Raw genomic sequence first — 12345 nt, 5'->3', positions numbered from 1 at the left:
GGAGGAAGTGTGGGTATTGGGACCTGTTTCTGCGTCCTGTCATTGACTTTCTGAAGTTCTATGTACTGAAGGGTGGCGTGTTTGACGGGATTCCAGGATTGGTCTTTGCTGGGGTCCATGCCCATTATACTTTAATGAAATACGCTAAGCTCTATTGGTTGAAGCAGACGAAAGGAAATGGTTGACAGGAAAATCAAGGGTTGTGGCTAAATGTATGGTATAGGTAGGACTAGTGGAAATCTTCATTACTTATCAACTCACTATTAGGTATACATAGTGAGTTAGTCTGCCTGCCTGATGGAACGCAAAAACCGGAGGAAGGAATGATGTTTCACCGTGCAGTATCGTAAGTGTGGAAGTCTTGACTTTACCGTATCTGCTCTAGGCTATGGTTGCATGCGTCTGCCAATCATAGACGAAGACGCGGGTAAGATTAACGAGCCGGAAGCCATCGGACTGATTCGGCATGCAATTGACAACGGAGTTAATTACGTGGACACCGCCTATGGCTACCATCAGGAACAAAGTGAGATCTTAGTTGGTAAGGCTTTGCAGGACGGCTACCGAGACAAGGTGAAGCTGGCTACTAAGCTGCCGATGTGGTTAGTGAAGGAGCGGGAGGACTGTGACAGACTCCTTAACGAGCAGCTGGAGAAACTTCAGACCGACTGCATCGACTTCTACCTACTCCACGCTTTGAATCGGGAACGGTGGGAGCTAGCCAAGAGGCTAGGAATCCTAGAATGGCTGGATCAGGCGGTAGCCGACGGAAGGATCAAACACCGTGCCTTCTCCTTCCATGACTCATTGGATGTGTTTAAAGAGATCATCGACGGCTACGATTGGGATATGTGTCAGATTCAGCTAAACTACATGGATGAAGAGTATCAAGCTGGCGTCGAAGGTTTGAAATACGCCGGTGGCAAGGGTATTGCAGTGGTGATCATGGAGCCCCTGCGGGGCGGCAAGTTGGCGAAAAACGTTCCTGCCGAGGTCAAGGCTGCCTTCGATGCCTATGGCGCCGACCGTAGTCCTGCCAATTGGGCACTGCGGTGGCTGTGGAACTTCCCCGAGGTATCCACGGTGCTAAGTGGAATGGGTGCCATGGAGGAATTGGAGGACAATCTGGCCTCTGCCTCTGCCGAGGACGCCAAGCCCCTGGCAATGAGCGAGGCGGAGCTGAAGGTCATTGAAGAGGTCAAAAATATCTATCGGCAGCGGATTGCTGTAGACTGTACGGAATGCGAGTACTGTCAGCCTTGCCCCAACGATGTTAAGATTCCGAGGATTTTTGGCTTGTTCAACGAGTTATCCATGTATCAGGTGGAGGATCCCAAGCGCTGGTATAAAAACCTAGTGGAGGAAGGGACCGATGCCAGTAAGTGCATTGAGTGCGGCGAATGTGAATCCGTGTGCCCACAGAATCTGCCGATTATCGAGGATCTGAAACGGGCTCAGGAAGCACTCTCTGTCTAACTAATTGAACTTGAAACTAGATGGGGACTGTGGATATGACTGCAGGGCAGATCATATTCACAGTCCCTTTCTGTTCCCCCGATGAATCCCTTTGGTGATCAGGATTGTCCTGGATTTCATCGAGGAAATCCCTGGTAGATATTGAAATTGACAAGTAAGAGTGAAGGGAAGGAGAGAGTGTGCAAAATGGGAGCGGCATTGCGCCTTTTGGCAGTTGATCTGGGAGCATCGGGTGGGAGAGCCATTTTGGGAACCTTCGACGGAGAGAAACTTGTCCTTCAACCCCTTCACAAGTTTGCCAATGGTCCCCAAAGAGTGAGAGGACATATGTATTGGGACATCCTGCGGCTGTGGGCTGAGATCAAGGTCAGCCTGCAAAAGGCGGCCCGGGCAGGGATTGAACTTGATGCCCTGGGAATCGACACTTGGGGAGTGGACTACGGGCTGTTGGATAAGAACGGCCAGCTGTTGTCTAACCCTTACCATTACCGGGACAAGCGCACCGACGATGTGATGCCGAAGGTGTGGGAGCAGGTGACCAGGGAAGAAATCTATCGGCTCACCGGGATCCAGTTTATGCAATTTAACACCCTATTTCAGCTGTACGCAGACCTGCAATACCGGCCTTGGACGCTGGAGCAGGCTGAAACCCTGTTGTTTATCCCTGATCTACTGAATTACTTCCTCACTGGACAGAAAGCAAACGAGAAGACCATTGCCTCCACATCGCAGGTTCTAAATGCAACCTCCGGGACATGGGCAAGGGACCTATTGCAACGGTTAGGAATCAATGACACAATCCTGCAGGACATCGCGGAACCGGGACAGGCCCTGGGCACTGTCCTTCCTGAAGTGGCCGAGGAATGTGGCCTGAAGAGAGACCTGATGGTCATGGTGGTGGGAAGCCATGACACCGCATCGGCAGTGGCTGCTACACCCTTGGAAGCAGGGAAAACCGCTGCCTTTCTCAGCAGTGGGACGTGGTCGTTGTTGGGCATGGAGATTGCCGACCCGATTATCACACCGGATTCTTTGGCCGCCAACTTCACTAATGAAGCGGGTGTACAGGATACCATTCGGTTCTTGAAGAATATTAGTGGATTGTGGTTACTTCAGGAATGTCGCCGAATCTGGCAGCTGGAGGGTCAGGACCTATCCTATGATGAAATTGCCACCCAAGCAAAGCAAGCCCGAAGCTTCTTGTTTAGGGTGGATCCCGACGATCCGAGATTCCTCGGCCCAACGAATATGGTGGAGGAGATAGAGGCCTTCTGTCGGGAAACCGGTCAGCCAATTCCCACCGGTCCCGGCGAGATGGCTCGGGGAATCTATGAGAGCTTAGCCTTTAGCTATCGGGAGAATCTGGCAGTGTTGGAAAGGTTGACGGGTCAAAGCATTGATACTATCAATATGGTGGGTGGAGGCATCCAGGCTGAGCTGTTGTGTCAGATCACCGCGGATATTACCGGCAGAAGAGTGGTCACCGGTCCCGTCGAGGCCACCGCCATGGGCAACATGCTGGTGCAGCTCATCGGCCTGGGAGAGCTCGACAATCTGGAGCAGGGCCGAGAGCTCATTCGTCGCTCGGTGTCGATTCGGGAGTATCTGCCGGCTGCGAAGCAGCTTGACAGTTAATGGATTTATCAATGGCAACACTGATTAGGCGATAATCACATTTCAATTTTGAGGCGAGGGATTTGGACATGATTGCGGTAATGAGCTTCAACCTGAGGATGGACACGGAGAAGGATGGCACCAACAGCTGGCCCTTTCGGCGGGAGGCGGTAGTGGCCGTCATCAAGAAGTACAGTCCCGATATCTTGGGCATTCAGGAGGGGTTACCCCATCAGGTGGCCTATCTCGAGGAATTCCTCCCTGAGTATCAGCGGGTAGGTCGCGGCCGAGATGTCGATGGGGGAGAACATGTCGCATTGTATCTGAAGAAAGCCACCCTGGAGATAATTGAGCACGGTGATTTCTGGCTATCCGATACCCCCGATGTTCCCGGCAGCCGCCATTGGGGTAATAACTGTGTGAGAATGGTAACCTATGCTCGGGTTCGTCATTGTGCAAGCGGTAAGGAGCTCCTGGCAGTAAACACCCACTTAGATCACGAATCCTTGAATGCTCGGGAGAAGGGCGCGGTGGCCATTGACAGATTTGTGGAGGAATACGGACTACCGGCGGTACTTACCGGAGATATGAACGATACCCCCGACAGTTCACCGATTAGCTTCTTTGTCGGAGGCAACGGTCTCGAGGGTAGAACAGGCTCTTGGATCAATGCTGCCGCCGGCTTTCCCGATGGCGGAAAGGGAACTTTCCACGGATATGGGCGAGTGGAAGAACGCCAGGTGATTGACTATATCTTTACAACGGGGGAGTTACAGGCCAGTTCCTATCAAGTAATTGAGGACAGACCCGATGGGGTATATGTCAGTGATCACTACCCGATCTTCGCTCGGATAGAATGGAAGGAAAACTAGATGGCCAAGACCCGCTGCCTTCTGTACTGGTCAGCGGGTTGGTCCCTTATTCTGCGGTGTAGTGTGGCTGCCGTCATTGTCAGCCCAACAGCAATAGGCTCAAGGCCATGACGGCCATGCCGCCGATAACCCCATAGATTGCCAAGTGGGCGCGACCATACTCTCTAGCTGCCGGTAACAGTTCGTCCAAGGAGATGAACACCATAATTCCCGCCACCGAGGCAAAGAGGAGACCAAAGAGAGTATCGGTGAAAAAACGGGCTAGAAACACATATCCAACCAATGCCCCCAAGGGTTCCGAAAGTCCTGACAGAAAGGAGTACCCTGCGGCCTTTTTTCGGTTGCCAGTGGCATAAAAGATTGGGACTGCTACGGCGATTCCCTCAGGGATGTTGTGAATGGCAACTGCGATGGCGATGGCCACGCCGAGGCTAGGGTCCTTGAGGGCCGCGGTGAAGGTTGCCAGCCCTTCGGGAAAGTTATGAATGGCAATAGATATCGCGGCTAGAATCCCCATTCGCATCAGGGGATCATGTTTGGAATTGTTCTCGACAGGTGTGGCCTCTTCTTCCATTTCCTCAACGGTCCGGGGTTGGTGGGGGTTGCCATGTTCCGGGACAAACCGGTCGATCAGGGCAATTAGTGCCATCCCACCAAAAAACGCGGCAACGTTGACCCAACGCCCGACCACCGGTCCCAGTTCACTGATTAGTGCGGTCTCGGCCTTGACAAAGATTTCGATCATAGATACATAGATCATCACGCCGGCGGAAAAACCCAGCGCAACGGAGAGAAGAGCGGTATTAGTACGTTTGGTAAAAAAGGCCAAGGCACTGCCAATCCCCGTGGAGACACCGGCAAAGAGGGTAAGGGCAAAGGCAAGTAACGCATTATCTAGTTCCAAGGCAGCAGCCACCTCCAGGTTAGTAGTGTGGTATTTCCAATATTTTCTACCTCAAAATGCCGGGAGTTAAACCCCTAACGGCGTAGTGGGCAGGTAAATGCCAAGATGGTAAAGAAAACCTATTTATAGACGCACAGTGGGAAAATATGGGGTTGGAATGGCAATGGTCTTCATCCCCCCGGAGGCGCGTAGACACGGCAAGGTTTGGGTCTTTTACTCTCCGAGAGTTGTCGATAGAAGGGCAACGGGGACTAATATAAGTATATCGCAGGCGGGGAAAAGAAAGTCTAATAGAAATAGAAAGGTGAGCGCAGATGACAGAGAAGCCGACACCGTCTAACTTTATTCGGAACATCATGATTGAAGATCTCGAGTCCGGCAAACACGACCAGATCATTACCCGTTTTCCTCCAGAGCCCAACGGGTATCTTCACATCGGACATGCGAAGGCCTTGTCTGTAAACTTCGAGTTGGCAGATGAGTTTGGTGGCAAGACCTACTTACGCTTCGATGACACCAATCCCTTGAAGGAAGATCAAAAGTACGTAGAGGCGATCAAGGAAGATATTCAATGGCTTGGTTTTGAGTGGGATGCTCTATATTTTGCATCCGACTATTTCCATGAGATGTATGAACGGGCCAAGCTGTTGATCAGAAAGGGGAAAGCCTACGTCTGTGATCTCAGTCCCGATGAGATTCGGGAGTATCGCGGTACCCCAACGGAACCGGGCAAGGATAGTCCCTACCGAAACCGATCGGTGGAGGAAAACCTGGATCTTTTCGAGCGGATGAAGAAGGGCGAGTTTCCCGATGGGAGCCGAGTGCTCAGGGCGAAGATTGACATGAGTTCGCCGAATCTGAACATGCGAGATCCAGTACTGTACAGGATCCTCCACGCCACCCATCACAACACCGGCGATGAGTGGTGCATTTATCCGATGTACGACTATGCCCATCCTTTGGAGGATGCCATTGAGGGAATTACCCATTCTCTGTGCTCCTTGGAGTTTCAGGAGCATCGTCCCTTGTATGATTGGGTAGTTCAGGAATGCGAAATGGAAAGTGTTCCCCAGCAGATTGAGTTCGCCCGCCTGAACTTGACTAACACCGTCATGAGCAAGAGATACCTGCGGCAGCTAATCGAGGCTGGGGTAGTGGACGGATGGGATGATCCCCGTCTGCCCACTCTACGGGGATTGCGACGTAGAGGCTACACCCCCGAGGCCATTCGTGAGTTCTGCCGAGCTATTGGTCTGTCGAAGAACGAAAGCGTAGTCGACGTTCAGATGTTGGAGCATTTCGTGCGGGAGGATCTCAAGCTCAGGGTTCCACGAATGATGGCAGTCTTGCGCCCCCTGAAGGTAGTAATCACCAACTACCCCGAGGGTAAGGTGGAGATGTTAGAAATTGAGAACAATCGGGAGAACCCAGAGATGGGAACTCGCCAGATTCCCTTTTCCCGGGAGCTCTACATCGAGCAGGAGGACTTCATGGAAAATCCACCGAAGAAGTACTTCCGATTGTCGCCGGGTGCAGAAGTGCGGTTAATGCAGGCCTACATCATCAAGTGTGAAGAGGTCATCAAGGATGAGGCCGGCAATGTCGTTGAACTGCGCTGCACCTATGATCCCGAGACCAAGAGCGGTTCTGGCCAATCCACTCGCCGAGTGAAGGGAACGCTGCACTGGGTGGAAGCAAACAGTGCTGTGCCGGCACAGGTTCGATTGATTCAGTCCTTGTTGCTGGATGAATCCGAGGATGAGGAAGCTTCCGCGGAAGACTTCATGTCTCGAGTTAATCCCAACTCCATGGAAGTTTTGGAGGCCTTGGTGGAGCCGCAGCTGGGCGAGGCCAAACCCTACGATCGCTTCCAATTCATGCGCCAGGGATATTTCAGCGTCGATCCCAAGCTCAGTACCAGCGACAAACTGGTGTTTAATGAGATTGTTCCGCTAAAAAGCTCCTTTAAGCTATGAGGCAGCGACGATAAGCTGGGAGATACATCCAAAAAGAGAAAAGAGCCTTCGCTAACGGGCGCAGGCTCTTTTCCTTTTAGGGGTCAGGCTATTTCCGGTCTATCACTAACAGGGAGCGGGATAGACAGGCGGTAATCTTCTTGACCCGTTGGCGTTGCCGCCACCGAGCCAGGAACTTGAGCTTCATCGCTAGCACCTCTTTGCGTCAAGTTGTGAACTTGTCCTTCCAAGCCGCGGAATAATCACCAATGACTGGTATTTCAAGATATGCAACAGCTAAAGAAAAAAGAACGAACAAAATCGAAAAACCACGAAGGGTAAGCCTCGCTGCCCCTAGGCAGGAGGAGGCTCTGGCTGAAGCGAAGTTTGACTAGGCTTGTCACCAAGGGGAGAAGGGGAGTCTGTGCCAATTGATTAGCTTTGTTCACTGCAGTGATCTGCATCTGGGGTTTGCCCAGTACGGAGAAGAAACTCGGTTTGCCGACTTTGGGCGGGTCTTTGCCGATATTATTGATTACGCGATTTGCCACCAAGTAGACTATTTTCTCATTGCGGGAGACTTGTTTAATAAGCGAAACATTAACTCTCGCACCCTAAACCAAGCGATAACCTTGCTCCGGCGCCTGCGGGACGCGGGGATTTCGGTGATTGCCATCGAGGGAAACCACGATAAGGCTCCCTACGGTGAACAAGACTCATGGATGTGGTTTTTGAATCAGCAGGGATATTTGCATCTGCTCCAACCGGATTTTGTCGACGGTTGTCTGACCCTCACGCCCTACGATCATATCCGTGGTTCGGGTAGTGTGCTGGAGTTTCCGGGAATTCGGTTTGTTGGGTTGGGATATCAGGGCTCAATGATGCCCCGGCGGTTGCAGGAGCTAAGTGAGCAGCTGGAGGAGTTCCCGGGAATTACCGTTCTGCTGTTACATTCCGCCCTGGCCCGAATGATGCATTTGGGCGGGATTGCCTGGGAAGATATCGCGCCTTTGCGCTCCCGGGTGGATTATGTTGCTATGGGACATATTCATCGTCGCTACGAAGAGGATGGCTGGATATTCAACCCTGGGGCCCCGGAGTGCTGGGATTTGGGGGAAAGCCAGGCGGAAAAGGGATTTTACCATGTGATCTGGCCTGAGGAGAGCAAGGCAGCTCAGGTACGATTTATACCCAGCCGGAGAAGGCTGGCTAAGACCATCACCGTCGAGGTGGCTAGTTGTCAGTCGCCGGAAGAGGTCTATGAACGCTGCATAGGGGCAGCGGCGCAGCTGGCTCTGCCAGCGGAATCCGGGGCCATGCTCCGGTTAACTCTGCAGGGAAGCTTACCCTTTAACCCCTTGGCGCTCGATTTAGCCCATATTGAGTCCAAGGTACGGGCGCTGACTTGCTGCCTCGTGGTAGAGATTGAAAACAACTGTTGGGCAGAGCAGGTCAGCTTCAGCGGCAGTGAAGGCAGCCAATTGAGCCGAGAGGTTCTAGAGCGCCAGGTGCTGGCCGGTCTCTTTGCCCAGGATCCCCACCTCAAAGGTGCTCAGTCGACCTTGGTGGACTTGGCCCTGACCCTGAAGGAAGCAACGGCTAGCCAGGCCGATGATGCTGAATTGGCTAGAGCCATCGAGGAATTGGCCCAGCAATTGGTAGCGAAAGAGGAGGCAGGCCTAGTGGCGGTGCAGCAAGGCCAGGCGCAGACTGCCGCGGGGATCGAGGTGGAGGGGGAGAAGCAGGATTGAGAATTCTATCGGTGCGCTTGATCAACGTCAAGAGCTATGGGGATGAAACCATCACCTTTCAGCCCGGTGTTAACTTCATCTCCGGTGTGAATGGAGCCGGTAAGACAACGGTAATCGAAAGCATTGGCTTTGCGCTCTTTGACTATCTTCCATATTCCGCTCGGCAGTTTGTGCGAGAGGGGGCGCAAAGCGGTGAGATTCAGGTGGTCTTTGAGGCTAAGGATGAGCGGGTGTATCGGGTGATCCGCAAGTTTAGCCGCACCGCCAGAAGTGTCAAATGGGAAGTGTACGATGAGGAAACCAAGGCGGAGTTAAGTCAGTTGCATGGGGCGGCGGATGTATCTTTGTGGATCAAAGAGCACATCGGAATTGACCCCAGCGATGACCTAGGCAAGGTCTTTAGCCAGGTGATCGCGGTGGAGCAGGGACTCTTTTCTGCCCCTTTCTTGGAAACTCCAGCCAAGCGCCGGGATGTCTTTGAAGATATTCTCAAGGTAGAGGCCTATCGCCGGGCCTTTTCCCAAACCCTCTCACTAGTTCGGTATATCGAAGGGGAGATCAATGGGCTGCAGGCAGAGATCGCTGGTCTGGAGGAGACCGTCGCCCGGTTGCCCCAAGTGGAAGAGGAGTTGACTTTGGCTAAGGCAAGGCTGAAGGATGAAAGGGAGACCTTGGCCCGGCTGCAAAGGGAATTTGCAGGCCATAGGCAGGCAGAGACAAGACTGGCTCAACTGGAAACTGCCTTGCTGGCTAGGCGCGGTGAAAGGGAGCGGTTGCAGTCTACTATCGCCGGGCAAGAGAGGATGATAGCCAGTCTTGCCAAGCAAGCCGAGGAAGCCCATCGGGCTCGCCAGATAGTGGAGGCCAATTTGCCTGCCTTTCAAACCTATAAGCAGGCCTCGGATCGGCTGCAGCGGGTGGAAAGGGAGAAGGCCAAGCAAGAACAGGTGCAGCGGCGGTTGCAGGAAGTGAGAACCAGACAGGCTAGTTTGCAGGCCACCATCGAGACCGCCGAAAAGGACTGGATCCAGTCCCAAACTCAGCTTCAACAAGAAATCGAGGCAGCCACTAAGGCCTTAAGGACAGCGGATGAGAAGGCGACCGCCTTGGTGGAGGACGCCAAGCAGCTGGATAGTTGGCGCCAAGATCTGAGGGAGGCAGCGGTGCCCTTTCAACAGGCTGTGACCCTGATTGATACCTGGGAACGCTCTGCCTTTGAGGTATCTAGAGTTTTGTCCGATGCCGTCAATCGTTTGCGGCAGCTTGAAACTCGCAGGACCCAGCTGTTGGAGATTGTCAAGGGGCAAGGAGCACTAGAGACCGCCGAAAAGGAGCTGCAGTTAGAGGAAGTCTTAAGTGAGAAGGCCGCGGTTATAGCCAGCAGGCAAGCCCTCTTGCAGAATGCAGCCCACCTGCGGCAGGGGATTTGTCCCATTGTGCAGGATACCTGCCCCAGCAAGAAAGTAGCCGGTGATCTGAATCAGTTTCTGTCCCAACAGCTGGCTGAGTTTGAACAACAAATCGCGGAAATTGAGGTACGAGAGCGCCGAGAACGGGAAAAGCAGGACCGCTGGCAGCGGTTGCGAGAGGAAATTCAAGGTGCTCAGTTAGGCCTTACCGAGATCGAAGGGGAGCACGTCCGCTGTCATCAAGCTCTGCAGGCGGCGGCCCAGACCGCGGCCCAGTTTCCGGTTAAGACCCTCCGTGCATTGCTGGCAGCTGGCCAGAAGGTAAAGGGGTCAGCTGGAGATATTCTTTCAGCCGCAGGCAGCTGGATGAAAGAAAGACCCTGGGCAAGTGAGGAGGTAACCTGCCCACAGGTCGGCAACACCGACGTCCCAAGGGTGCTGTCAGGGGAAGCCCCGTCCCAGGAAGGGGAGGCAATCATCCACTGGCTTACTCAGTGGATGGGCCAATGGGAAGTAACGGCTGCCGGGGTGAAGGCCTGGGCCCAAGGGGCGGTGTCGGATCTTGAAGGGGTGCAGGCCTGGTTTGACCAATGCCTGCAGACCTTGAGTCTGCAGCGCAAAGAGGTACAGACCCAGGCAAAGACCGCCCAGGAGCAGCTGCGCCATTGTCAAGTGCGCCAGAAGAGTTTAGCCACCCGGAGGCAGGAGATAGAGAACTGGCGCCGTCAGTTACAGGACAGTGAGGCCAAGGCGATTGAGTTGACTCAGGCTTTGCAGCAATGGCAGGATCTAGACCAGCAACTGGCTCAGCTGCGATCCGCCTTGCAGACAACCCAAGCCGGTTACGAAGCCTATAGCGCCCATCTCCAGGCGGCACAGAAACTAGAGGGAATCACCGAGGAGCTGCGTCAGCTCCAGGCAGAGATGGAGGCTAATCAGCAGCATCTGAAGACTTTGCAAGGTGAAATTGCGCAGCTGGAAAAGGAGTATGACCCTAAGGTCCATGCTGAGGTGAAGGCGCAACTGCAGGAAGTCTATGGACAGGCCCAGTCCGTTGGGGTGAGCATCAAACATCTGGCCGATGACGTTGAGCGGTTGACCCAAGCACGCAAGGAACTGCAGGAAAAAGAGGAGGCGCTGGCAATCGTCCGGCGCAACCTACGGGTGAAGGAAAAGACCAGGGAGTTGGCTGTCAGTATCCGGCAGGTTCTTCGGGAGGCAGCGGATCCCATCGCTCAAGTTTACCGAGCCCACTTATCGGATTTGGCCAACCAAATTTTTCGGCAAATCACCAATGAGAATGTCCGCTTGGATTGGGCCGAGGAATACGATATTCAGTTGACAGACATGTTCCAGGGTAGGGAGCGGGTGAGAGTCTTCAAGCAATTGTCCGGCGGTGAACAGATGGCGGCAGCGCTAGCCGTCCGTCTGGCTTTGATGCAGGTTCTGTCCGACGTCAAGATTGGTTTTTTTGACGAACCTACCACCAATCTTGATGAAGAAAGACGCCACAGTTTGGCCCAGGCCATCGGAGAGTGTACCAAAGGATTCAATCAGTTGTTTGTGATCAGTCATGATGACGCCTTTGATGCCTTGGCCCAAAATACTATCACCGTTCATAAGGATCGGGGTGAGGGAGCGAAGGCCCAGCAATAGGGAGCTTGCTCCCTCATATTGCCGCCCCAAGAAAAAAGCTGCTCTTGGGCTTGTGGGCTAGGATTACGGGCATCGATACAGAAGTATTATAGGAGTGCGATGAAGACAACAGATTATGTATATATGGAGTGAACTTGATGGCGCAAAGAAAGACGGGACAGATCGTATCCCTAGAACCGACGGGGCATGTATTGGTGCAAATCTACCGTCAGGGGGGTTGTGGGGGTAACTGCGCCCACGGCCAAATCTTTGGACCGACCAACAGTGAGTTGACTTTGACAGCCACCAATGATATTAACGCTGCCGTGGGGGACTGGGTGGATATTGAGTACGACAGTAGTCTAGCTCTCAAGGCAGCCTTTGGCATCTACCTCTTTCCCTTGTTGGCGGGTCTGGCAGCCTATCTGATTAGTAATAGTCTGCTGGCTGCCGATAGCTCCTGGTGGGCTTATATCATCGCTGGCTTTGTCATTGCTGTCTCCTTTAACTACTGTACGAAATACTTTGGGGCACAGGACTACACCTACTCTGTGGTGGCCTACGCTGATGCCCAGGAATTGACCATTGCTCCAGGATGTCAGGGATGCCAATTTGTCCACGAGAAATAAGGTCAAGCCGGACCTGCTGCCGGGAGTGCCTGGGCCATAGCTGAGCTAGAAGGGAGCTGTTTCGGATGTACCGAGACAGCTCTTGCTATAATATACCTAG

At 53.3% G+C, this 12345-nt stretch carries 8 protein-coding genes; 7 read left to right on the top strand and 1 reads right to left on the bottom strand.

Annotation, left to right across the window (positions count from 1 at the left end; translation table 11 throughout):
- The first annotated feature begins 336 nt into the window (after nucleotides 1-336).
- The 3 genes from GX030_03910 (at nucleotide 337) to GX030_03900 (ending at nucleotide 3962) form a co-directional block, all read left to right on the top strand.
- Nucleotides 337-1476 carry an aldo/keto reductase gene (locus GX030_03910; protein ID NLV91524.1) on the top strand — a complete coding sequence of 380 codons (1140 nt, stop codon included), beginning with the start codon at nucleotides 337-339 and terminating at the stop codon, nucleotides 1474-1476.
- Between the two features lie 186 nt (nucleotides 1477-1662).
- Nucleotides 1663-3111: a rhamnulokinase gene (locus GX030_03905; protein ID NLV91523.1), complete on the top strand. Its 1449-nt coding sequence runs from the start codon at nucleotides 1663-1665 to the stop codon at nucleotides 3109-3111.
- Nucleotides 3112-3173: 62 nt separating this feature from the next.
- On the top strand, nucleotides 3174-3962 hold the full coding sequence (locus GX030_03900; protein NLV91522.1) for an endonuclease/exonuclease/phosphatase family protein: 789 nt from the start codon (nucleotides 3174-3176) through the stop codon (nucleotides 3960-3962).
- Nucleotides 3963-4041: 79 nt separating this feature from the next.
- Here GX030_03900 and zupT read toward each other — a convergent pair whose 3' ends face one another.
- Nucleotides 4042-4866: a zinc transporter ZupT gene (gene zupT / locus GX030_03895; protein NLV91521.1), complete on the bottom strand. Its 825-nt coding sequence runs from the start codon at nucleotides 4864-4866 to the stop codon at nucleotides 4042-4044.
- Nucleotides 4867-5180: 314 nt separating this feature from the next.
- Between zupT and GX030_03890 the strand changes: the two genes are divergently transcribed.
- The 4 genes from GX030_03890 to GX030_03875 all read left to right on the top strand — a co-directional run bounded on the left by GX030_03890 (nucleotide 5181) and on the right by GX030_03875 (nucleotide 12245).
- A complete protein-coding gene (locus tag GX030_03890; GenBank protein ID NLV91520.1) occupies nucleotides 5181-6842 on the top strand; it encodes a glutamine--tRNA ligase/YqeY domain fusion protein in 1662 nt (553 codons plus the stop codon).
- 410 nt (nucleotides 6843-7252) lie between these two features.
- Nucleotides 7253-8572: a hypothetical protein gene (locus GX030_03885; GenBank protein ID NLV91519.1), complete on the top strand. Its 1320-nt coding sequence runs from the start codon at nucleotides 7253-7255 to the stop codon at nucleotides 8570-8572.
- Nucleotides 8569-11637: an SMC family ATPase gene (locus tag GX030_03880; GenBank protein ID NLV91518.1), complete on the top strand. Its 3069-nt coding sequence runs from the start codon at nucleotides 8569-8571 to the stop codon at nucleotides 11635-11637. Before GX030_03885 ends, GX030_03880 begins: the two co-directional genes overlap by 4 nt.
- A gap of 137 nt (nucleotides 11638-11774) precedes the next feature.
- The gene (locus GX030_03875; GenBank protein ID NLV91517.1) at nucleotides 11775-12245 is read left to right on the top strand and encodes a SoxR reducing system RseC family protein; all 471 of its coding nucleotides are present in this window, start codon (nucleotides 11775-11777) and stop codon (nucleotides 12243-12245) included.
- Nucleotides 12246-12345 lie beyond the last annotated feature (100 nt).

This window comes from Bacillota bacterium (assembly GCA_012727955.1).
Lineage (GTDB): Bacteria > Bacillota > Limnochordia > DTU087 > JAAYGB01 > JAAYGB01.
The sequence above is the reverse complement of the archived record's forward strand: the minus strand, read 5'-3'. Positions and strand labels throughout refer to the sequence as shown.

Coding starts and splice junctions, on each gene's coding strand:
- GX030_03875 (NLV91517.1), top strand. CDS start 11,775: ATGGCGCAAAGAAAGACGGGACAGATCGTATCCCTAGAACCGACGGGG.
- GX030_03890 (NLV91520.1), top strand. CDS start 5,181: ATGACAGAGAAGCCGACACCGTCTAACTTTATTCGGAACATCATGATT.
- GX030_03905 (NLV91523.1), top strand. CDS start 1,663: ATGGGAGCGGCATTGCGCCTTTTGGCAGTTGATCTGGGAGCATCGGGT.